Origin of the sequence: Symbiobacterium terraclitae (assembly GCF_017874315.1) — a bacterium.
Taxonomy (GTDB): Bacteria; Bacillota; Sulfobacillia; order Symbiobacteriales; family Symbiobacteriaceae; genus Symbiobacterium; species Symbiobacterium terraclitae.
The window spans coordinates 1-21,523 of record NZ_JAGGLG010000021.1 but is presented as its reverse complement, the minus strand read 5'-3'; the positions used below and the strand labels follow the sequence as shown (position 1 = coordinate 21,523).

Annotated in this window: 23 protein-coding genes and 1 tRNA gene; 9 read left to right on the top strand and 15 right to left on the bottom strand. The window is 70.1% G+C overall.

The genetic code is table 11. From position 1 onward, the window contains the following. Positions 1–16 precede the first annotated feature (16 nt). Together J2Z79_RS12065 and J2Z79_RS18935 are read right to left on the bottom strand one after the other, a co-directional pair. Positions 17–1,210: a pyridoxal phosphate-dependent aminotransferase gene (locus J2Z79_RS12065; RefSeq protein ID WP_209467147.1), complete on the bottom strand. Its 1,194-nt coding sequence runs from the start codon at positions 1,208–1,210 to the stop codon at positions 17–19. A 254-nt stretch (positions 1,211–1,464) separates the two neighbouring features. Further along, a complete protein-coding gene (locus J2Z79_RS18935) occupies positions 1,465–3,735 on the bottom strand; it encodes an N-acetylmuramoyl-L-alanine amidase family protein (protein WP_209467146.1) in 2,271 nt (756 codons plus the stop codon). Between the two features lie 287 nt (positions 3,736–4,022). On the opposite strand from J2Z79_RS18935, the gene hcp reads away from it, so the two are divergent. After that, positions 4,023–5,309, top strand: a complete 1,287-nt coding sequence (gene hcp / locus J2Z79_RS12055; RefSeq protein WP_209467145.1) for a hydroxylamine reductase — start codon at positions 4,023–4,025, stop codon at positions 5,307–5,309. A 66-nt stretch (positions 5,310–5,375) separates the two neighbouring features. Here hcp and J2Z79_RS12050 read toward each other — a convergent pair whose 3' ends face one another. The 5 genes from J2Z79_RS12050 to J2Z79_RS12030 all read right to left on the bottom strand — a co-directional run bounded on the left by J2Z79_RS12050 (position 5,376) and on the right by J2Z79_RS12030 (position 9,134). Continuing rightward, a complete protein-coding gene (locus tag J2Z79_RS12050) occupies positions 5,376–5,579 on the bottom strand; it encodes a hypothetical protein (protein WP_245302690.1) in 204 nt (67 codons plus the stop codon). 202 nt (positions 5,580–5,781) lie between these two features. Beyond that, positions 5,782–5,997 (bottom strand): hypothetical protein, encoded by a 216-nt coding sequence (locus J2Z79_RS12045; protein WP_209467143.1) that lies wholly within the window; start codon positions 5,995–5,997, stop codon positions 5,782–5,784. A gap of 51 nt (positions 5,998–6,048) precedes the next feature. Further along, positions 6,049–6,540 (bottom strand): methylated-DNA--[protein]-cysteine S-methyltransferase, encoded by a 492-nt coding sequence (locus tag J2Z79_RS12040; RefSeq protein ID WP_209467142.1) that lies wholly within the window; start codon positions 6,538–6,540, stop codon positions 6,049–6,051. Next, entirely contained in the window at positions 6,521–7,114 is a 594-nt protein-coding gene (locus tag J2Z79_RS12035; RefSeq protein WP_209467141.1) for an Ada metal-binding domain-containing protein, read from the bottom strand. Before J2Z79_RS12035 ends, J2Z79_RS12040 begins: the two co-directional genes overlap by 20 nt. Positions 7,115–7,181: 67 nt before the next feature. After that, positions 7,182–9,134, bottom strand: coding sequence for an AMP-binding protein (locus J2Z79_RS12030; protein WP_209467140.1), 1,953 nt, complete (start codon positions 9,132–9,134; stop codon positions 7,182–7,184). Between the two features lie 224 nt (positions 9,135–9,358). Here J2Z79_RS12030 and J2Z79_RS12025 point away from each other — a divergent pair, with 224 nt between their 5' ends. After that, positions 9,359–10,075: a hypothetical protein gene (locus J2Z79_RS12025; protein WP_209467139.1), complete on the top strand. Its 717-nt coding sequence runs from the start codon at positions 9,359–9,361 to the stop codon at positions 10,073–10,075. Between the two features lie 37 nt (positions 10,076–10,112). Here the strand turns inward: J2Z79_RS12025 and uvsE are convergent, their stop codons facing one another. Then, a complete protein-coding gene (uvsE, locus tag J2Z79_RS12020; protein ID WP_209467138.1) occupies positions 10,113–11,027 on the bottom strand; it encodes a UV DNA damage repair endonuclease UvsE in 915 nt (304 codons plus the stop codon). A gap of 12 nt (positions 11,028–11,039) precedes the next feature. Beyond that, positions 11,040–11,651 (bottom strand): response regulator transcription factor, encoded by a 612-nt coding sequence (locus J2Z79_RS12015; RefSeq protein ID WP_209467137.1) that lies wholly within the window; start codon positions 11,649–11,651, stop codon positions 11,040–11,042. 87 nt (positions 11,652–11,738) lie between these two features. On the opposite strand from J2Z79_RS12015, the gene J2Z79_RS12010 reads away from it, so the two are divergent. Next, a complete protein-coding gene (locus tag J2Z79_RS12010; RefSeq protein WP_209467136.1) occupies positions 11,739–12,899 on the top strand; it encodes a sensor histidine kinase in 1,161 nt (386 codons plus the stop codon). Here the strand turns inward: J2Z79_RS12010 and J2Z79_RS12005 are convergent. Further along, positions 12,859–13,626: an arylesterase gene (locus J2Z79_RS12005; protein WP_342589478.1), complete on the bottom strand. Its 768-nt coding sequence runs from the start codon at positions 13,624–13,626 to the stop codon at positions 12,859–12,861. The genes J2Z79_RS12010 and J2Z79_RS12005 overlap by 41 nt on opposite strands. 96 nt (positions 13,627–13,722) lie before the next feature. Here J2Z79_RS12005 and J2Z79_RS12000 point away from each other — a divergent pair, with 96 nt between their 5' ends. Together J2Z79_RS12000 and J2Z79_RS11995 are read left to right on the top strand one after the other, a co-directional pair. Further along, the gene (locus J2Z79_RS12000) at positions 13,723–14,028 is read left to right on the top strand and encodes a hypothetical protein (protein ID WP_209467135.1); all 306 of its coding nucleotides are present in this window, start codon (positions 13,723–13,725) and stop codon (positions 14,026–14,028) included. A gap of 58 nt (positions 14,029–14,086) precedes the next feature. Continuing rightward, positions 14,087–14,163, top strand: a tRNA-Arg gene (locus J2Z79_RS11995). A gap of 304 nt (positions 14,164–14,467) precedes the next feature. Here the strand turns inward: J2Z79_RS11995 and J2Z79_RS11990 are convergent. The 4 genes from J2Z79_RS11990 to J2Z79_RS11975 all read right to left on the bottom strand — a co-directional run bounded on the left by J2Z79_RS11990 (position 14,468) and on the right by J2Z79_RS11975 (position 16,079). Next, positions 14,468–14,782, bottom strand: coding sequence for a hypothetical protein (locus tag J2Z79_RS11990; RefSeq protein ID WP_209467134.1), 315 nt, complete (start codon positions 14,780–14,782; stop codon positions 14,468–14,470). Positions 14,783–14,812: 30 nt separating this feature from the next. After that, on the bottom strand, positions 14,813–15,478 hold the full coding sequence (locus J2Z79_RS11985) for a glucosaminidase domain-containing protein (protein WP_209467133.1): 666 nt from the start codon (positions 15,476–15,478) through the stop codon (positions 14,813–14,815). Positions 15,479–15,482: 4 nt separating this feature from the next. Then, a complete protein-coding gene (locus J2Z79_RS11980; RefSeq protein WP_209467132.1) occupies positions 15,483–15,722 on the bottom strand; it encodes a hypothetical protein in 240 nt (79 codons plus the stop codon). Positions 15,723–15,866: 144 nt separating this feature from the next. Then, positions 15,867–16,079, bottom strand: coding sequence for a hypothetical protein (locus J2Z79_RS11975; RefSeq protein ID WP_209467131.1), 213 nt, complete (start codon positions 16,077–16,079; stop codon positions 15,867–15,869). 63 nt (positions 16,080–16,142) lie between these two features. On the opposite strand from J2Z79_RS11975, the gene J2Z79_RS11970 reads away from it, so the two are divergent. Together J2Z79_RS11970 and J2Z79_RS11965 are read left to right on the top strand one after the other, a co-directional pair. Next, complete coding sequence (locus J2Z79_RS11970; RefSeq protein WP_209467130.1) at positions 16,143–16,412, top strand: hypothetical protein; 270 nt, start codon at positions 16,143–16,145, stop codon at positions 16,410–16,412. A 13-nt stretch (positions 16,413–16,425) separates the two neighbouring features. Then, on the top strand, positions 16,426–16,641 hold the full coding sequence (locus tag J2Z79_RS11965) for a hypothetical protein (protein ID WP_209467129.1): 216 nt from the start codon (positions 16,426–16,428) through the stop codon (positions 16,639–16,641). A 1,314-nt stretch (positions 16,642–17,955) separates the two neighbouring features. Here the strand turns inward: J2Z79_RS11965 and J2Z79_RS11960 are convergent. After that, on the bottom strand, positions 17,956–19,593 hold the full coding sequence (locus J2Z79_RS11960) for a thiamine pyrophosphate-binding protein (RefSeq protein WP_209467128.1): 1,638 nt from the start codon (positions 19,591–19,593) through the stop codon (positions 17,956–17,958). Between the two features lie 186 nt (positions 19,594–19,779). Here J2Z79_RS11960 and pdaB point away from each other — a divergent pair, with 186 nt between their 5' ends. Next, positions 19,780–20,571, top strand: a complete 792-nt coding sequence (gene pdaB / locus J2Z79_RS11955; RefSeq protein ID WP_209467127.1) for a polysaccharide deacetylase family sporulation protein PdaB — start codon at positions 19,780–19,782, stop codon at positions 20,569–20,571. A 294-nt stretch (positions 20,572–20,865) separates the two neighbouring features. After that, positions 20,866–21,333, top strand: coding sequence for a small multi-drug export protein (locus J2Z79_RS11950; RefSeq protein ID WP_209467126.1), 468 nt, complete (start codon positions 20,866–20,868; stop codon positions 21,331–21,333). Positions 21,334–21,523: the final 190 nt, after the last annotated feature.

Sequence of the window (21,523 nt, the reverse complement as noted above, 5' to 3'; positions counted from 1 at the left end):
CCTGCCTGCCGGCCGCTCACCCCTCGGCGAGCAGCCTGGCGATGCGGTCAAGCCCCTCGTCAATCCGTTCCATTGAAGTGGCATAGGAGAAGCGAATGTAGTTGGGAGCGCCGAAGCCCGTACCCGGCACGACGGCCACGTGGGCCCGCTCCAGGATGACCTCGGCCAGGTCGTCGGACGACGTGATCCGCCGCCCGGCGATGGTCTGGCCGAAGAGGCCGGATACGTTGGGGAACAGGTAGAACGCGCCCTCGGGGGCCACCTTCACGGAGAAGCCCGGCAGGCTGTTCAGCCGCGTCATCATGTGCCTGCGGCGGCGGTCGAACTCCTGCCGCATCTGCTCGACGGGCTCCTGGGTGCCCCGCAGCGCCTCCACCGCCGCCGCCTGGGAGATCGAGGAGGGGCCGGAGGTCGACTGCGACTGCAGGTCGCCCATCGCCTTGGCGAAGATGCGCTCCGACGCGGTGTAGCCGATGCGCCAGCCCGTCATGGAGTATGCCTTCGAGAGGCCGTTGACGGTGATGGTCCGCTTCCTGACCTCCTCGCCGAAGGTGGCGATGGAGACGTGCTCAGCGCCGTCGTAGAGCAGCCTCTCGTAGATCTCGTCGGTCACGATGATCAGGTCCCGCTCCACCGCCAGCGCGGCGATCTCCGCGAGCTCCTTCCGGGAGAGCACGGCGCCGGTGGGGTTGCTGGGGCTGTTCAGGTTGATGACCCGGGTGCGGGTGGTCAGCTTCTCCCGGATCATGTCCGCCGTCATGCGGAAGCCGGTGGACTCGTCCGTCTCCACCACCACGGGAACGCCGCCGGCCAGGCGCACGATCTCCGGGTACGAGACCCAGTACGGCGCCTGGATGATGACCTCCTCGCCGGGATCGAGCAGCACCTGGTAGGCGTTGTAGAGCGACTGCTTGCCTCCGTTGGAGACCACGATCTGGTCGGGGGTGTACTGGAGGCCGTTCTCCCGCGCGAGCTTCTCACAGATGGCCTTGCGCAACTCAAGCGTTCCTGCGGCAGGGGTGTACTTGGTCTTACCCTGTTGGATGGCGGCGATACCTGCGGCCTTGATCGACTCCGGCGTGTCGAAGTCGGGTTCCCCTACCGAGAAGTTGACCACATCGACCCCGTCGGCAAGCATCTGCTTCGACTTGGCGTCGATCGCCATGGTCGGCGACGGCGTCAGGTTCCGGGCCCGGGCTGACAGACGCATGCTCGCTGCACTCCTCTCGCTTTACTCCTTCTCGGTTGGGACGCTGTATCTTAGTAGGAAAGTATACACCTTCAACCCCGTACTGCAAAGGCGATTCTGCCTTGGCGCGCAAGACGGCCCCCGGACGGGGCGAGGCTCCCCGGCGTGGGGTCTCGCCCCGTTCAGGGGCCGTACCGGTCGGTCAGCGGCGGAGCACGGGCGCCTGAACTGCAGCCGCCCTGCCCGGAGGATGGCGCCGGCGGACGCGGCCGGGCCTACCGCGCCGCGTAGAACTGCTCCAGCGCCCAGACGATCGCACGGGCCGCCGCCTCTTGGAAGGCGGGATCGACGGTGCGGGGTCCCTCGGCGGGGTTGTTGATGAACGCCAGCTCCACCAGCGCCGACGGGGCCAGGGTGTTGCGGGTGACGAAGAAGGTGTCGTCGAAGACGCCCCGGTTCCGGGTGCCCAGGGCGCCCACCAGCTCCTGCTGCAGCAGGTGGGCCAGTTCCCGGGAACGGCCGCCGTTGAGCGTCGCACTGGTGTAGTAGACCTCGGTGCCCTGCGAGAGCGTCTCGCCCGAGTTGTGGTGCAGCGAGAGGAACAGGTCGACGCCCAGGGCGTTGGCCAGCATCGTGCGGTACTGGAGGTCGAGCTGGTCACGCGGCTCCCCGTCGACGGCGTTCAGGAAGGTCTCAGGCGCCACCCGCTGGTCGGTGGCCCGGGTCATGTACACGATGGCGCCCCGCTCCGCCAGCAGCGCCCGCAGCCGCAGCGCCACCTGCAGGTTGACCGCCTTCTCCACCACGCCGACGCTCCGGCTGACCGCGCCGCCGTCGTCGCCGCCGTGGCCCGGGTCCAGCATGATCACCTTGCCGGCGAGCCCGGGCGGATAGGTGACCAGGTAGTAGCCGTCGCTCGACGCCTTGAGCGCATACGGCTGGTTGGAGGGGACCACCACCCGTACGCCGGTGGCGTGCTGCACCACGTGCAGGCCGGCCGGCACCGCGTCCGTGCCCAGCACCGCGCCGGGGATCTCCACGATGATCTGGCCGTCCTCCGCCCGGGCCTCGGGCCGGGTGGCGCCGCTCAGGCTGAAGCGGACGACGCCCTTGTCGGCCACGGTCTCCTGCCGGATCCCGGAGAGCACCGGGCGCAGCGAGATCAGGAGGCTGCCCTCGAGGTGCGACTCGACCGTCACCCGCGGCTCACCGACCAGGTCGATGCGCAGCCCCTCGGGGCCGATGGCAGCCGAGGCGACGCCCAGGTTGCCCACCGGTACCGACCGCTCGCCGGCCACGCCGGTCGCAAAGGGGATCAGCAGGCGGCCGTCCTGGAGGACGGGCTGGCCGAAGGTGGCGCCCGGCGCCGCCAGCTCCAGGCGGGAGACGCCCGGGGCGCTCTGGCTCATGGCGACCTTGAAGCCGCGGCTGGCCGGTGCGGCGTCGGGGGCCTGCTCCTCCTCCGCCACGACCGCCCGCAGGAAGGAGGCCCGGGTCCAACCCACCTGTCCGGACTCCATCCGGACCTTCACCCAGCCGGAGTCGTGCTCCAGCACCGTCAGCGGCTCGCCCGCCTCCAGCTCAGCCACCACGCGCGCGGACACAGCGGGAATCAGGTAGACGGTGGCGCCGCCCTCCCTCACCTCCGCGTCGCCGTCGGTCGGGGCTGGCGTGCCGGCCGGGCGCGGGGCCGGGCGCTCGATGCTCCAGCCCGACTCGCCCAGTGCAATGCGCAGCTCGCCGTCGGTGATCGCCACCTGGGAGCCGGGCACCCAGCCCCAGCGCCCCTGGGGCGATGCCACCCGCACCCAGCCGCCGCTGGCGTCCAGGAGCTGCAGCGGGTCGCCGGGCCGGACGGTGTCCATCCGGCGCGCCTCGCTGTTGGGGCCGGCGTAGATGCCCGTCTCCGCCGTCACGTGCGCCACCGTGCCCGGGCGAGCGGTGGGCGCCCGGGGCGGGGCGAAGGCGATGTCTGGCACGGTGCCGGGAGGTGCGGCGGGCGCCTCGGTGTAGACCGGGACGGACGGGCCCGGCGTGGTGCCGGGGTCGGGGGCGGTGCCCGGATCCGGCGCCGTGCCGGGCGCGGGCGGCGCCGTCGCCTGCCGGACGTACTGGGCGAAGACCCAGCCCTCAGTGCCGTCGGCGAGCTGGATGCGCCACCACTCCGGGATCATCTCCAGCAGCCGCACGTACTGGTCCTGGTAGATGCGGCTGATGACCGGGGCGTCCAGCGCCGGCTCGCGGCGCACGTTGAGGATGTCGGTGTCCACGATGGCGTAGCGCACCTCGTCCTCCAGGAGCACCCGGCTGAACCACCCGGCCACCCATCCCTCCTGGCCCGACGAGAGCATGATGCGGTACCAGTCGCCCTCGCGGCCCAGGATGACGGCCTCCTGGTCGTAGCCGAGGCCGCCCACGATGTCGTACTCGGTGCCGGGGCCCGAGCGCACGTTGAGGCCGTCCTGATCGATGGGGCGCAGGGTGGCGGCCTCCGCGGTGGCCGACATGCAGACAAGCAGTAACGCTGCGGCGACGGTACGCTTCACAGCACGACACTCCTCAATAGGCTTGTACATTAGGATAGACGATGTGCGTAGGGTACGGTTCCATCAATTACATGTTTCGATAACCACCTGCATTATCTTGTCTGCCCGGCCGCGAATGTGATCTGGAAAATTGCACCATGGAGGGGCCATCGCCCAAGAGACTATGGCAGCTTGCACATCCTGGCGCCTTCGGCTCATTCTGACATAGACTGTGAAAAACATCACAAGGCCGTGTGCTGCCAAGGGGCTATAACCAGAGGCAAAGCGTTGCGAAGGAGCTGAGGCACTTGTTCTGCAACCAATGTGAAATGACCGCACACGGCACCGGCTGCACCAAGGTGGGCATCTGCGGCAAGGACGCGAACATCCAGGCCCTGCAAGACAACCTCATCTACGCCCTGAAGGGCATCGCGGCCTACGCGTACCACGCCCGGGAGCTGGGCTACACCGACCCCGAGATCGACGCCTTCTTCTCCGAGGGCCTCTACGCCACCCTGACCAACGTCAGCTTCGACCTGAACCACTTCCTGGCCCTCAACATGAAGGCCGGCCAGATGACCCTGAAGGCCATGACCATGTTGAAGAAGGCCCACACCGACCACTTCGGCGAGATGGTGCCCACCCAGGTTCCCACCGGCACCTCCGCCGGCCCCGGCATCCTGATCACCGGCCACAACCTGAAGGCGCTCTACGAGCTGCTGAAGCAGACCGAGGGCAAGGGCATCAACATCTACACCCACTCCGAGCTGCTGCCGGCCCACGCCTACCCCGGCCTGAAGCGCTTCCCGCACCTGAAGGGCAACCTGGGCGCCGCCTGGTGCGACCAGAAGCAGCTCTTCGCCGAGTTCCCCGGCGCGATCGTCGGCACGTCCAACTGCGTGCAGATCCCGCTGGAGAGCTACAAGGACCGCATCTTCACCGTGGGCGCCGACCGGCTGCCTGACGTGCCCCACATCGAGAACTGGGACTTCGCGCCGGTCATCGCGAAGGCGCTCTCCCTGCCGCCCTGCGAGGAGAAGCCCGGCGCCGTCACCCTCACCACGGGCTTCGCGGACACCAACATCCTGCCGATGGCCGACAAGATCCTCGCCGCGGTGAAGGCGGGCAAGATCCGCCACTTCTTCGTGGTGGGCGGCTGCGACTCGCCCGGGTCGCTGGGCAACTACTACCGGGAGTTCGTCCGGCAGACCCCGCCCGACACGGTCGTCATCACCCTGGCCTGCGGCAAGTTCCGCTTCAACGACCTGGACCTCGGCACCATCGACGGCATCCCCCGGCTCCTGGACCTGGGCCAGTGCAACGACGCCATCTCCGCCATCCGGATCGCCGTCGCCCTGGCCGAGGCCCTCGGCTGCGGCGTCAACGACCTGCCGCTCTCCATCGTGCTCTCCTGGATGGAGCAGAAGGCCGTCGCCGTGCTGATGAGCCTGCTGTCCCTGGGGCTGAAGGGCATCTACCTGGGGCCGAAGCCGCCGGCCTGGATCACCCCCGACGTGCTGAAGGTGCTGCAGGAGCAGTTCGACCTGCACCTGACCACAACTCCCGAGGCCGACCTCAAGGCGCTGATCGGTTGACCCAAGCAATGGCGAGAGCGGGAAGGACCCCCCTTCCCGCTCTCGCTCCCTTACGAACCGCGCGCCTCAGTCGCGGTGGCCGTAGTGCTTCTGGATCTCCTCCACCGAGTCGCCGTCGATCACGTACTCGGCCGAGGGGCTCTTCAGGCGGATGACCCGGTTCTCGAAGTCGAACTGCGTGTCGCCCAGGTGGATCTCGTACTCCTTGCCGGCGGCCGTGGTGATCATGATCTCGCCCCACGCCTGCAGTTCCTTCTGCACGAACTCCATCTTCACTGAGCATCCACTCCTTCCAGCCTTCTGCCTTCGAGCACTCAGGCTACATTGATCCTAACACTCAATTACCTACAATTCAACATTCACACCTCCCCGGCCCGGGCCGCGGGGATGCCCGGCCGCAGGGTTACTCGGCGAGGCCGGCCAGGGGCGGCGGCTGAAACGGCGAGGGGTCCCGTGCGGGACCCCTCGCCGGCTAGTCGTCATCCAGATGGCCGTAGTGCTTCTGAATCATCTCCACCGAGTCCCCGTCGATGACGAACAGGGCGTTGGACGATTTCAGCCGGATCACCCGGTTCTCCGTGTCGAACTCGGTGTCGCCGATGTGCAGCTCCAGGTGCTGGCCGCCCGAGGTGGTGATGAGGATCTCGCCCCAGGCCTGCAGTTCTCGCTGGACGAACTCCATCTTCATGCGCGATCCCTCCGGCGGGTAGTCTCTCCAGCCGCCGAACGGATAACCCTCCTACAGTGCGCCCTCCATTTCCAGCAGGCGGCGCTTCACCTCGGGCCCGCCCATGTTGAACTGGCCGATCGTCCCGTCACTGCGCACCACCCGGTGGCACGGGATCAGGAGGGGCACGGGGTTCCGGCGCAGGGCGCCGCCCACCGCCCGCACGGCCTTGGGCCGGCCGATGGCAGCGGCCAGGTCGGCGTAGGTGCGCACCCGGCCCCGGGGAATCGCCCGGCAGGCAGCCAGCACATCCCTGGCGAACGGGCTGAGCGCGGCGAGGTCGATAGGCCCCTCGTAGGGCACGCCGTCCAGCCACCCCTGCAGCACCGCCTGCAGCTCCGCCTGCCGGCCGTCGTCGCGCACGGGCACCTGGCCGGTGTAGGCCCGGCACCGGGCGCGGAAGGCCTCGTCGGTCTGCTCCTCGCCCGAGACGCAGGCGATGCCCCGCTCCGTCCAGGCCACGTAGACGGGGCCGAAGCTGGTGCTACAACACGTGTACTGCATCCCTCGCACCCTCCTTGTGATGCCGGCGCCGGTACTCGCCCGGGGCCATGCCGTGGACGCGGCGGAACGCGGCGTAGAACGCGCTCAGGCTGCGGAAACCGCAGGCGTCGGCGGCCTCCAGGGGCGAGGCCCCGGCGTCGAGCAGCGCCGCCGCGCGCTCCGCCCGGAGCCGCAGCACGCACTGCCGCACGCTCCCGCCCAGGTGCCGGCGGAACAGCCGGTTCAGGTGGGGCAGGCTCACCGAGAGCTCCCGGGCCATCCCGGACGGGCCGTGGCGCAGCGCCAGCGCCAGGGCCCTCTGCACCAGCGCCGCCTCGTAGCCCCGCACGCCGCCTCCCAGGTCAGGCCGGCACCGCTTGCAGGGGCGGAAGCCCGCCGCAACCGCCGCCCCTGCGCTGGCGAAGAAGCGCACGTTCTCCCGACGGGGCTTCCGGCAGGAGCAGGAGGGGTAGCAGAAGACGCCGGTGGTCCGGACGGCGAAGAAGAACCGGCCGTCCGCCGACGCGTCGGCGCGGAGCACCGCCTGGTAGAGGCCCTCGTCCCACTGCAGTTCGCCCGGTGCCAGACCGGCCATGCCGTCACCCCCTCCAGCTGAGATGATAGCACGCGGCGCAGCCTGGCGCTTCCGAAAAGCGAACCAGTTATCCCTCCCGCGCCTGTCCGCTCACCCGCCGGATCTCCTCCACGGCCTCCGGGTTCTCCAGCGCCGAGAGGTCGCCCGGGTCGCCGCCCAGGTAGGCCGCCCGGATCACCCGGCGCATGATCTTGGCATTGCGGGTCTTGGGCAGCGCCGCCACGAACAGGATCGCCTCGGGCAGCAGCGGCCGGCCCATCTCCCGGGCCAGGAGCTCCCTGAGCTCGGCGGCCAGGGCGTCGCTGGGCGCCGCGCCCGGACGGAGGACCGCGAAGCAGACCGCAGACTCCCCCTTCACCGGGTGGGGAACGCCGACGGCGGCCGCCTCCTGCACCTGCGGATGGCTCACCAGCGCGGACTCGTACTCGGCGGGGCCCACGCGCTTGCCTGCCACCTTGATCGTGTCGTCCGACCGGCCGTGGATGTACCAGAAGCCGTCCTCGTCCCTCGAGGCGAAGTCGCCGTGCACCCACACGCCGGGGAACCGGTTCCAGTAGGTCTCCATGTAGCGCTGCGGGTCGCGCCAGAAGCCCCGGGTCATGCCGGCCCACGGCGCGGTCAGGGCGAGCTCGCCCACCTGCCCCGGGGCGACCGGCTGCCCGTGCTCGTCCAGCAGGGCCGCCGCCATTCCCGGGACCACGGTATTGAAGGAGCACGCCTTCAGGGGGCGGATGGGCACGCAGCCCAGGATGCCGCCGGAGATCTCGGTGCCGCCGGAGTAGTTGATCATCGGGCAGCGGCCGCCGCCCACGTGCTCGACGAACCAGCGGTAGGGCTCCGGGTTCCAGGGCTCGCCGGTGCCGCCCAGCACCCGCAGGCTCGAGAGGTCGTGGCGCGCCACCCACTCGGCGCCGTGGGGCGCCAGCGCGCGGATCACCGTCGGCGAGAGCCCCAGGTGGGTGATGCCGTGCCGGTCGATCATCTCCCACAGCCGGTCGGGGCCGGGGTGATCGGGGGCGCCGTCGTAGAGGTAGACCGTGGCCCCGAGGAAGAGGGCGCCGTAGATCAGCCACGGGCCCATCATCCAGCCCAGGTCGGTGAACCACATCACCAGGTCGCCCGGGCCCACGTCGAAGCAGTGGGCCATGTCCTGCGCAGCCTTCACCGGGAAGCCGCCGTGCACGTGCACGGCCCCCTTGGGCCGGCCGGTGGTGCCGGAGGTGTAGATGATCATGCACGGGTCCTCCGGGTCCAGCCGCTCCGTCTCGAAACGGGCCGGCTGGCCGGCCACCACGTCGTCGTACCAGACGTCGCGCCCGGCCGTCCAATCCACGGGGGCGCCGGCGCGCCGGACCACCACCACCTGCTGCACGGAGGGCGCCTGCGCGACCGCCTGGTCGGCCACGGCCTTCAGGTTGACCAGCCGCCCCCGGCGGTAGAAGCCGTCGGCGGTGATCAGCAGCCTGGCCTCGCAGTCGGCGAGCCGGCTGGCGGCGGCGCCCGGGGCGAAGCCCGAGAAGATCGGCGTGAAGATGGCCCCCAGGCGGGCCAGCGCCATCATGGCGGCCACCGCCTCGGGGATGAGCGGCACCATGATGCCCACCCGGTCGCCCCGGCCGATCCCCAGCGCCCGCAGGCCGCCCGCCAGCCGGTTCGACTCCGCCCAGAGCTGCCGGTAGCTCCAGGTGCGCACCGCGCCCTCCTCCCCCTCGTACACCACGGCCAGCTGGTGCGGCCGGGTGCGGAGGTGCTTGTCGACCGCCTCGTGGGCCAGGTTCATGCGCGCCCCGCGGAACCAGGTGGCCCAGGGCACGCCCGCCGTCACGTCCAGAATCTGCCGCGGCGGGTCGTACCATTCGATGCCGATGTCCTTCACCGCCTGCTCCCAGAACCAGGCCGGGTCAGAGGCCGCCCGCGCCTGCAGCTCCTCCAGGTCCGCGACGCCGCAGGCCGCGATGAAACGGGCGATCCGGGACTCCGTCAGCCACCGCGCGTCGGGCTCCCACACGTAGTCCGACATCCGCTCACCTACCCTCCAGAGTGCCATAAGCATCAATTCACCCGCTACGCGGCGAATTCCTACAAGGGACCGACCGCGAACGCTGTGCGCGTCGTCACGACCGTGCCGCCGCGCGGTCGGGTCGGGCGGCGTTTGTTGGCAACCGACCGCCCCGCGTTGAGACATTATGTAAACGTCATGTATAATCGATGTGTGCCCAATAACCTACATACGGGGTAGATCACATGTCGCTGCACGCCACCCACCCTGCCGCCGCGGCACCAGAACGCTCCACGCCCCTCCTGCGCAGGACCGGAGCCCCGCTTGCCGGCGCGCTCTCTGCGCTTCTCGCCGGGCTGCTCGTGCTCTGGTGGGCCGCCCCCCTGCTGCTGGCCCCCGTAGCTGACTTCGAGCAGGGCCCCGGCGGCACCGAGGCCTATGTGACCGTGGCGAGGCAGATCCGCGAGCAGTCGGCCGCCTTCTGGACCGGCGGCGACGTCCACCTGATCCTGAACGAGCGCGAGGTCAGCGGCATGCTCTCTTCGGCCCTGCTGAGCGGCGGCTCGCCGGACGGGCCCCTGGCGCGGGTGCGCAGCAGCGTCGACGACGGCGCCATCCAGGTGGATGCGGTGGTGCGGCTGCCGGAGGGCGTCGTGCCGAAACGGCTGTTGGGCCCCCTGGGCGTGCGGCTGCGCCTGGCGCCGGAGGTGACGGAGACCGGCGTGATCCAGTTCCGGATCCGCGGCGCCTACCTCGGCCGGGTGCCCGTCTCGCCGGCCCTGATCCGGTTGGCGGGCCGCTTCGTCGAAGTGAACCTGTCCGGGTACGACGCCCGGGATGCCGCCTTCGCCCTGCCGGTGAGCGACATGGTCTCGCAGGCCCTGGGCCGGCGCATCGAGATCCGCGCCTTCACCGCGGAGGCCGGCAGGCTCCAGATGACCATCGCCATGCCCGAATACTGAGAGCCCGAGGCCGCGGCCCCGGGCTCTTCCGCGCTCCCTACCCCAGCCCCGGCACCGCCTCCCTGAGGGCCAGGAGCGCCTTGTCCTTCATCTTGCACTCCAGCATCACATCGGCATCCAGATCGGGCACCCGCCCGGCGAACGCCCGGAAGTCGTCCGGGTCGATGTAGGCGGCGTGGTGGCGGGAGCGGGGGCCGTCCCGAGGCGACGAGAAGTGCAGCTTCGGCCGCAGGTCGCCCCAGGTGGGCAGGATCTGCTCCAGCCAGGGCAGCCAGTCGTCCTCCCGCAGCACCCGGTGGTGGTGCAGGTCAAAGACCATCGGGCGCCGAATTTCCCGGGCGATGGCCAGCACCTCCGCGGTGTCCCACGTCACGTCGTCGTCTTCCACCCAGAGGCGCTCGGCGATGCGCCGCTCCAGGCGTGCGAAGTTCTCCACAAAGCGCCGGGCGGCGGCGGCCCTGTCGCCGTAGCCGCCGCCGATGTGCAGCACCAGCCCCGATTCCGGGCCCAGCTCCAGGAGTTCCAGGATGCGGGCGTGGTAGCTGAGGTCCTGCATCGACTTGGCCACCAGCTCCTCGTCGGGCGCGTTGAGGACCACGAACTGGCCCGGGTGCAGCGTCAGGCGGATCCCGGTCTCCCTGGCCAGCCGGGCCACGGCCGCGAACTCCGCCGCCAGGTCGGCCTCCCAGTCCCACTCCGCCGCCACGGGGTGCGTGGCCAGCGGGACCAGGTCCGAGGTGATGCGGAAGAGGTGGATCCCCTGCTCCCGGTTCCAGCGGATCACCGCCTCCAGCGTCTTCAGGTTGCTGCGGGCCACCTGGTAGAGCAGGGGTCGCCGCTCCCGGGGCGACATCGGCTCCAGCCGCTTCGCCGTGATGGACCGCAGCCGCGGGCCGCCCTTCGCGCCCTGGAGCGTCAGGTTGATGCCGACGTAGCCCAGACGGAGGACCAAGGGGCAGACCTCCTAGTTCAGTACCCCCCGGCGCATCGCCTCGGCCACCGCCTGCGTCCGGTTCTGCACCCCCATCTTCTCGAAGAGGAGGTTCATGTGCCGGCGCACGGTGCGCTCGCTCAGATACAGCCGGAGGCCGATCTCCGCATAGGATGCCCCTTCGGCCAGCAGCCTGAGCATGGCGATCTCCTCCTCCCGCAGCTCCTCGTCGCCCCGGCCCGCAAGCTTCCCGGCCAGCGAGGGGTGGATCACCACGCCGCCCTGCGCCGCGGTGCGCACGGCTGAGGCGATCTCGGCGAACGAGGCCGTCTTGGGGATGTAGCCGCTGGCCCCAAGCGCCAGCGCCGACTTGACCAGCGCCGCGTCGCCGTAGGTGGAGAGCACGATAATGGCGGGGGGGTCGCTGCCCTTCAGGATTTGGCGGGCGGCGTCCAGCCCGCTGCCGTCCGGAAGCTTCAGGTCCAGCAGGATGACGTCCGGCCGCAGCCGGCCCGCCTGGGCCACCGCTTCGGCCACCGTGGCCGCCTCGCCCACCACCTTGAGCTCCGGGTCGCTCTCCATGAGCTGCCTGAGCCCCTCGCGCACCACGGTCTGATCCTCCACCAGCATGATCCGCAGCTCCACGCTGCACACCTCCTGCAGCCTGCCCATGCAGGCATGACCATCGGATTAGACTACCAACAGAATAACATTAAGGAGGTGCCCAGAGCCATGCGCTGGCCCGAGGTTCCCGTGGAGAACAAGACGCAGATCGCCTGGGGCGTCCTGGTCGTCATCTACCTCCTGGCGGCGCAGCGGCCGGAACTGCTGAGGCCGCCGGTGGTGGCCGTCTTCGCGCTCTCCGCGGCCGCGGCCTTCCTGGAGCTCTGGCTGCGCACCCGGGGCTGGCCCTACCTGCTGTGGTACGACTGCGTCGTCTGGTCGGTGCTCCTCACCGCCATGGTCGTGGTCACCGGCGGGCGGGGCTCGGAGGTCTGGCCCGCCTACATCCTCATGTCGCTCACGGCCCCCGTGGTGCTGCGGCGGGTCGCGCCGTACATCCTGCTGGGCGTGAACGTGACGGCCTACGGGCTGATCTACCTCTTCCTCAACCCCTTCGGCGCGCCGCTGGACTGGGGCCTCCTCTTCCTGCGCATCGGCACGATCTTCCTCGTGGCCTTCGTGGTGGACCGCTCCACGGCCCGGGAGCGGCAGTCCAACGAGCGCGCGGTGGCGCTCGCCCGCAGCCGGGTCAACGAGCTGGTGCAGGCGCGCGACGCCGAGCGGCGGCGGATCGCCAGCGACATCCACGACTGGCTGGGCACGGGCATCATCGCCCCGCTGCGGCGGCTGGAGATCGCCGCCCGCCAGCCCGACCTCGACAAGTGCCGGCAGCAGGTGGAGGACGCCTCGGAGATGCTGCGCCGGGCCCACGCCGAGCTGCGCCGGCTGATGGAGAACCTGCACCCGCACCTGCTGGAGCAGATGGGCCTGTCCGATGGGCTGCGGGCTTACCTCGCCGACTGGGGCGAGGAGCACGGGGTCGAGGTCGCCTTCGCCCTGGAGCCGGGGCCGGAGCCGCCGCCGGAGGTGGCGGTGGCGCTCTTCCGCATCCAGCAGGAGGCGCTCAACAACTGCGCGAAGCACGCCGACGCCAGCCGCGTCGAGGTGCGGCTGGCGCTGGGTCCCGACCGGGTCCGGCTCACGCTCGCGGACGACGGGCGCGGCTTCTCCGGCCGTCCCGGCCGGGGGCTGACGGGCATGCAGGAGCGGGCGGCGGCGTTCGGCGGCACGGTGTCGGTGCAGTCGGCGCCCGGCAGGGGGACGACCGTCGTGGCCGAGCTGCCCGTGCCTACCGGCGGAGCAGCGGCTCCAGGGTCTCCAGGACGTTGATGACGACGATCGCGTATCCTTCCGCGGTGGGGTGGATGCCGTCCCGCTGGTTCAGGTACGGCGAGCCCGCCACCCCCTCCAGGAAGAAGGGGATCAGCGGCAGGCCGTACGCCTCGGCCAGGTCGGGGTAGATCCGGGCGAAGGCGGCCTCGTACTCGCTGCCGTAGTTGGGCGGCGCCCGCATGCCGGCCAGCACCACCGTGGCCCCCGCAGCCTGCAGCTGCTCGACGATGGCGGCCAGGTTAGCCCGCACCTCGTCCGGCGGGACGGCCTGCATGCCGTCGTTGGCCCCCAGCTCGAGGATGACGATCTCCGGCCCGTGCTCCAGCACCGTCCCCACCCGGCTCAGGCCGCCGGCGGTCATCTCGCCGGAGACGCCGGCGTTCACCACCCTGTAGCGGTAGCCCAGCTCGTCCAGCAGCGCCTGCAGCTGGCTCGGGTAGTTGCGGTCGGGCTCAACGCCGTGGCCCGCCGTCAGGCTGTCGCCGAAGGCGACGATCACCGGCCAGCCGGTCCGGTCGACGCCGGGGTCGGGCGTGCGGACGGCCGAGGCCTGGCCTGCGGCCCGTTCGACGGCCAGATAGCTGGCGTGATCAGCAGCCTGTTCGGCACCCGGCCCCGTGAGGGCGGTGAGTTGCTGCAGCTCGGGTGCGGGTCGGCGGAGGGACGGCAGGGTCAGGGCCAGAACGAGGGCGGCGAGCAGGACGGCGGGCCAGCTGCGGCGCACGGGCTTCTCCTCCTTTGACACCGTATTAGTTTCGCCGCACGTCGGACGGGCACCCTGTCCGGGATGGAAGAAAAAAACTGGAAGGCGGTGGTTCCCGTGTTCTCCTTCACACCGCAGGCTGCGCAGAAGCTGAACGCGATCATGCAGGAGAAGGGCGGCAACCTGGCGCTCTGCATCGAGATCGACTCGGGCCCGGGTGGCGGCTCGTGGCGGCTGACGCTGGTGGAGCGGTCGCCGGCCGCACTGGTGGTGGACGGCGTGCCGGTGCAGGCCGACTCCGCGACGCTGAGGCGGCTGGACGGGCTGGTCATCGACTGGGTGCTCACGCCCGACGGCCCGGGGCTGGGCGTCTACGACCGCAACCTGCTGGACGGCGAGGCCCGGCAGGCTCGCCGGTTCTGACAACGGCCGCTGCGGTTGACATGCACAGCGATCGGTTCGTATAATGAATGGGTCATCGGCGCCCGTAGCTCAGCAGGATAGAGCAGCAGTTTCCTAAACTGTTGGTCGGGGGTTCGAGTCCCTCCGGGCGCGCCATGCCGAAATCAAGGGGCAGCAGGGTTGCGTGGTTCGTACCTCGCAATCCTGCTGCCGCGTTCGGCCCCCTGGTGTAGCCATCGTGCAGCCACGATGCTCAGCCGTCGGCGGAATCTTGCGCGGCCTTGTCGACGGCATCGTGTCTGGCCTTCAGGAGGCAAGACTCCGGGCGCGGTCAACCCGAGCCGCAATCATCACGGTGCTCAAGCCCGGTGAATGTAACGGAAGCCCCCATCTCTTCGCCTGAGATGGGGGCCGTTTCTAATAGAGTCAGGTCACCAGCCTCATATGACAAGGAACACCTCTACCTCCGCGTGCTCTGCACCACATTTTTGGCGCCGCTGTACCCGCCGATGGCGACCAGGGCGACGACGAGCCCGGTGCCGACGGCCAGCGGCCACTCAGCGGGGTCGAACCCCACGGACCACCATCCGAACACCTGCCCGATAACCAGCGCCAGGACCGGCCCGGCCACCTGCCGACGCGCATCGATCCAGGGGATGCGGCGGAGCAGCCCCACCAGCGAAGCCGTGACGGCCGCGAAGGTCAGGGCCTGGGTGAGCGCCGACTCGGGCAGCTGCGCGCCCAGGAACTCGGTCAGGCACTGCAGCTCGGTCACAGGATCGCCCCCCTCTGCGGCACGCCTGTGCTACAGCCGCCCCGGGTACCGCACAATAGCGGCCGGCTCCGACGCCTGCCAGTCCACGACCTGCCCCATCGCCTCGGCCAGTTCCCGCAGGTACGCCGCGGTCCGGTCGCCGTCCAGCCAGCCGGTGGTCAGCAGGCGGCCGCCGGCGTCCCGGATCGGCACCGGCGTGCGCGCGGCCGGCGCCCCCTGGAGGGTGTCGGCGTAGTGGGACCAGAGCTGCGCCATCCAGAGGCCGAGTTTGACGGCGTAGTTGGGATCCGTGGCCCAGCCGTACTGCCAGACCTGCAGGCCATACAGCAGCGGGTCGGCTGCGAACTGCAGCGCGCTCCGGTAGCGGTCGGCCGTGAGCAGGGAGGCGTAGGCGCGGAGCCAGTGCTCCCAGGAGGGGAACGCGGCGAAGGCGGCGCTCACGCGCTGGTCGCTTCCGTCGATGTGCTCCCAGGTGCCGTAGACCACCGGATAGGCGCCGAACTCCGCCTGCCACGGCGCCCACTTCATCCCCGCGTAGTTGTGGCACTTGGAAGCGAGTTCCGTGAGGCCTCCCGTCTGGGTGTTGTAGCTCTCGTGGCACATCTGCGCGGCCGCGAACAGGGCTGGGATGCCCCGCTCCCGCTGGAGCCGCACCAGGTCAGGCTTTACGCTGACGGCCCAGTCGATGGTGTTCACGGGCTCACCTCCCCATCAGCGAGTTGAGGATGGCCATGAGCATTCCGGTGGCCACCGTGGCGATGGTCGCCAGCATCCACTGCCTGAGCGAGTCGATGCCGCGCGCGGCGTGCTGCGCGGCCTCCTTCGCCTCGCGAATGTCCTGCTGCATCGCTTCGGCGGTAGCCTCGGCGGCCGCCTGTTTCCGCTCCAGGGCGCCGATTCGCTTGTCGTGCTGGATCGCCGTCCGCTCCAAGGCGGACAATCGTGACTCCTTCTCGTCCACCTTGTGCGCTGCCCCCTTTCAGAGCGGCGGCAGGCCAGGGTGTCCGATCACCCTGGCCTCTGCGGTATCCCGGGACCGGCGCGGCCGCCTCCGCCGCGAGGCGTCACGGCCGCGGGCTCATCATTACACGTTTCCACGGAAGGGCAGGTCCGGCGCGAGCATCGTCTGCTGGGCCTCGTTCATCACGGACAGTGTGACCGAAGGCTTCGGCGGCCCGGCGAAGATGCGCGTGATCGACTCCCGCACGGCCGGGGGAAACTGCTCCGCCGACATCGCCCCGGGCACCGGGAAGCCGCCGCCGGGATTGAGCATCAGTCGGCGCGGGGTGGGTGCCATGTGCATCCCTCCACTCGCCATCTTATGTCACCTGCATAGGATGGTGTGAGGAGGGTGACACCCATGGATGAAAGGGCCCTGCAAGTCGCGCGCGAAGTGGCCGCCCGCTACATCGAACAGGCGGGCGGCGACCTCATCGACGGCAACACGCTGGTGCGGGCCACTATGGCGGGCTACCTGGCGGCGTCAGGCGTGCCCACCGACGAGGCCGTCGCCCGCGTGGAGCGGATGGCGGTGAAGAACCTCGTCGGCCCGGTGCCGCCGAACCCCATGTTCCACGGCCTGCCCTGGATGGTCCCCGGCCCGGTCTCCGGCGCCCCGTACTACCGCTAGGGAGGGAGTCGCCATGCAGATTCCCTACAACTGGGGCCGGCCCACGGAGACGCCGGACGTCTACGCCATCGGCGGCAACGAGTGGGTCATCACCTGGAGCCCCGAGCAGATCCACCCGTACACGGCCCTGTGGCTGGACTGGTCGAGGCGCGTCGGCCCCGCAGGCCGCACCGCGCCGCCCATCGACCTCTGGATGTACACCCTGCAGGTGCGGGACCTGAACGATTAGGGCCGTTGCCCACGCTTCGGCACGGCCCACGAGGGGAGTGGCCCGCGGAGGGACCACTCCTCGAAGCCAAGATCCGGGCGACCGCGCACGGGCGCCCGGATCTTGCTGGGTTTTTGTCTGCCGGGGGACATAGGGGAATCGCCCCTGTAAGCATCACGAAATACAGGGAAACTCTCCCCATGTCAAACTTGGTGCTGGCGAACTCCTGGTCGTGATCCTTGCCGTTGCCGTGCGGGGCAGCGACCGGGACGGTCCCCACACCCGCCTGTCGAGGTGTTGCCACGGGCATCTGGGCGACCGGAAGCGAGCCGAAGCGGCCTGCTGCCGGGGCCGGCACGCCAGTTCAAGGTTAAACGGCAAGGAAATGCGCCACGGCACATACTGCCGATGGCTAAAATCCTTGCCGTTGCCGTGCGGGGCAACAACCGGGACGGTCCCCACCCCCGCCTTTCGAGGTATCGCCACGGGCATCTGGGCGACCGGAAGCGAGCCGAAGCGGCCTGCTGCCGGGGCCAGCACGCCAGTTCAAGGTTAAACGGCAAGGAAATGAGCCACGGCACACACTGCCGATGGCTAAAATCTTTGCCGTTGCCGTGCGGGGCAGCGACCGGGACGGTCCCCACCCCCGCCTTTCGGGGTATCGCCACGGGCATCTGGGCGACCGGAAGCGAGCCGAAGCGGCCTGCTGCCGGGGCCGGCACGCCAGTTCAAAATCCTTGCCGTTGCCGTACGGGGCAGCGACCGGGACGGTCCCCACCCCCGCCTTTCGAGGTATCGCCACGGGCATCTGGGCGACCGGAAGCGAGCCGAAGCGGCCTGCTGCCGGGGCCGGCACGCCAGTTCAAGGTTAAACGGCAAGGAAATGAGCCACGGCACATACTGCCGATGGCTAAAATCCTTGCCGTTGCCGTGCGGGGGAACGACCGGGACGGTCCCCACCCCCGCCTTTCGAGGTATCGCCACAGGCATCTGGGCGACCGGAAGCGAGCCCAAGCGGCCTGCTGCCGGGGCCGGCACGCCAGTTCAAGGTTGAACGGCAAGGAAATGCGCCACGGCACACACTGCCGATGGCTAAAATCCTTGCCGTTACGGGGGGCGGAGGCGGGCGGCGCCCTGAATGCTCGGACTTACATGAGACGATGGCGTCATCGGCGTCACCCGACTGGCGGCGGGTACGCAAGATCGCACGCATGCGAAAGGCCAGGCGGGTTACCCGCCCTGGCCTTTCTCCTCATGCGATCCCGCCCACGAGATCGGTTCCACCACCGGGGGTGCGGCGGCGGGTCGGGACCTTGCCCAGCACCCCATCGAAAGCTACACACTGATCGCGCCGGCCCGGAAGTCGCTGGCGCCCATCTTCACGTTGATCACCGTCACCCTCCCGCTGGCGAAGGCCCGCTCCAGTGCGGGACCCACGTCCTCGGGCCGCTCGATCCACTCGCCGCGGGCGCCCAGTGCGACGGCAACCTCGTCGTACCGGGCGTACGCCAGGGCGGTCGCCGGGGCGCGGTCGGCGCCGAACATCTCCACCTGTCCCCGCCGGATCTGGGTCCAGCCCGCGTCGTTGCCGATCACGACCACGAAGGGCAGGTTCTGCCGCACCGCCGCCTCCACCTCCATCAGGTTCAGCCCGGCCGTGCCGTCGCCCAGCAGCAGCAGGACCGGCGCGTCCGGGTGGGCAAGGCGGGCGGCCATGGCGAAGCCCATGCCAACGCCCAGGGTGCCCAGCGGCCCCGGGTCCATCCAGCCCGCCGGGTAGCGGCGCACGCGCAGCACGTTGGCGGCGGTGGCCACGAAGTCGCCGCCGTCGCCGATCACGAGCGCGCCGTCTGGCAGCGCCCGGTCGATCTCGGCGCAGAGCCTGAGCGGGTCCACGGGGCTGGCGGCGCTGGTGAGGCCCGGCTGCATGCGGGCCAGGCGCTTCTCCTCCTCCGCCTGCAGCCGCTCCAGCCACTGCCGGCGCTCCGGCCGGTCGGCCCCCAGGTCGCCCAGGGCCAGCAGCTGCGCCATGACGGCGGCGCTGTCGCCGGGGATCGCCACGTCGGCGTCCCGGTTGCGGCCCGGCTCGGACGGGTCCAGGTCCACCTGGATCAGCTTGCAGGCGTCGTTCCAGACCGGTGCGCCGCCGTAGTTCAGGCGGAAGTCCAGGGGCGTGCCGAAGACCAGCGCCACGTCGGCCTCGGCCAGCGCCGCCTTGCGGGAGCGCATCCAGCGGGGCTCCAGCAGCCCGCGGGCCATGCCGGAGACGTAGACCGGGGCGCCTACCCGCTCGGCAAAGGTGCGCGCCACCTCCCAGTTGGGCGACCAGCGCACCTGGCTCCCGATGAGCACCACCGGCCGGTCGGCCTGCCGGAGCAGCGCCGCGGCCGCCGCCACCCGCTCCTCGTCGCCGGGCATGGACGGCCGCCCGGGGTAAGGCGCGGGCAGGCGCACGTCCCCCTGCGCCCAGGGGGCGAAGAGCAGGTCCAGGGGCATCTCCAGGTAGACCGGCCCGGGCACGCCGGCCATCGCCTTGCGGAAGGCCATGGCGATCTGCTCCGGGATCCGCGCCGGGTCGGTGACCGACACCTGCCACTTGGTGATCGGCCGGATCACCGAGAGCAGGTCCATCTCCTGCAGCGCGCCCTTGCCCGCCAGGTTGTGAGGGCCCTGGCCGCCGATCACCACCAGGGGCGACTGCGCCCGGTGCGCGTTGGCGATGCCGGTCACCGCGTTGGTCACCCCGGGCCCCGCGGTGACGATCGCCACGCCGGGGCGTCCCGTCAGGCGGGCCCACGCGTCGGCGGCGAAGGCCGCCGTCTGCTCGTGCCGCACGTCCACGACGCGGATCCCCTCGTCCAGGCAGCCGTCGTAGATCGACATCACGTGGCCCCCGCACAGGGTGAAGACCACCTCTACCCCCTCGTTGCGCAGCGCACGCGCAACCAACTTGCCCGCATGATCGAAGCTCATGTCCGCCTCCCCTTCATGTCCGTCTCGCAGTTCTGACGGCGTGAATGCGTGACTATTCGATGTGTTCACCCTTCATTCCTGTCTGTTCCCTGGCATCCCTGCCATGATTCGGCCCGGTGACGGCCCGCATGGTGGTCACGCGGAGCACGCACACTGGTAACACCCCGTCACAGGAGGAGAATGGACATGCACTGGATCTGGAACCGGTTGGCGCCGCGCCGGGCAGGCACCGCGCTGTTGACCGCCGCCCTGCTGCTGCTCGCGGCGGCAGCTCCGGCGCAGGCCCGGGTGGTCGAGCGCAACGACGCCGCGCCGGTGAGCGCGTCGCTCCAGCCGAACCTGCGCCCCATCTACTCGGCGAAGACCGACGAGAAGGTCATCGCGCTCACCTTCGACATCTCCTGGGGCAACAAGATGGCCCCCAAGGTGCTGGAAGTGCTGCGCGCCGAGAAGGTGCCCGCCACCTTCTTCCTCTCCGGCCCCTGGGCGAAGAACCATGTGGAGCTCGTGAAGCAGATCCAGGCCGACGGGCACCAGATCGAGTCGCACGGGCAGGCGCACGTCGACCTGAACACGCTGGGCCGGGAGGGGGCGCGGCAGAACATCGCCGCCGCGCACGCCATCCTGAAGGAGATCACCGGGCGCGACCCCACGTACATCCGGCCGCCCAACGGCGCGTTCAACGAGGCCTCGGTGCAGGCCGCCAAGGACCTGGGCTACGCCACGGTCATCTGGTCGGTGGACTCCCTGGACTGGAAGAACCCGGGGGTCGACCGCATCATCAACCGCACGGTGAAGCTCACCCACCCCGGGGCGATCATCCTCATGCACGCCAGCGACTCCTGCAAGCAGACCGACCAGGCGCTGCCCGCGATCATCAAGTCGCTCCGGGAACAGGGCTACCGGTTCGTGCTGCTGGACGAGCTGATCCGCACCCACGGCGTGGATATGAACGGCCACATCCGGGTACTCCGCTGACGCGCGAGCACCCGCAGGAGGGCCGAAGCCACACAGCCAGTCCTGACGGCCGAGGTCAAACAGCATGGCCAACGCTTGGCAGCCCGCCCCCCGGAAGACGACAGAGCCCCGCACCGGCCCCCGACGCCAGCGGACCCGCGCCGGGACCGCAACTCCGGGAGCGGTACCGCCGTCAAACCGGTGTACAGGCCGCCCGTTCACCGCAGGGCGGTACCACCCGTTTGACGGAAGGGCCGTTCCCTGGTACCATATTCCCCGAATCTCGGGCCCAAGCCTGACCCGGGAGGGTTCCTGGTGTTCAACTGGATGGCTGCGCTCAAGGTGATCGCCATCTCGGCGATCCCGTTCCTGGAGCTCCGTGTGGGCATCCCCGTCGGCATCGTCAGCGGGCTCCCGCCCGGCGTCGCCATCGCCCTGGGCGTCGTCGGCAACGTCCTGCAGGTGCCCCTGATCATCTTCATCATGTACATGCTCCGCCGCATCGCCCAGGAGGTGCCCGCCGCGGCCCGCTGGCTGCAGCGGATCGACAGTGCCGCCGAGCGGCACCAGGCGAAGGTGCACCGTTACGGCTGGGTGGGGCTCGCGATCCTCGTCGGGATCCCGATCCCTGGCACCGGCATGTGGACGGGAGCGGCGGTGGCCAACCTCGTGCGGATGCCGCTGGTGCTTACGGTGCTGGCCCTGGCCAGTGGCGTGGCGATCTCCGGCCTGCTGGTGGGGGCCGTGGCCACCGGGGCGATCGCCGTGATCGAGCTCTTCTAGCCAAATAGAGTAGGGGCTGGCCTTTCGGCCAACGCCCCCTCGTCAAACCGGACGTGCAGTTTTCCCGCATCCGGCTTCCGCCGGTCGTAGCCCTGCAACAGGGAGTGAGTCGTCATCCCCCGTCACCGGGGTGCAGATTTCACACCTGCTGGGCTAGAGGGTAAGCAGGGATACCAACCCAAGAGCTTCC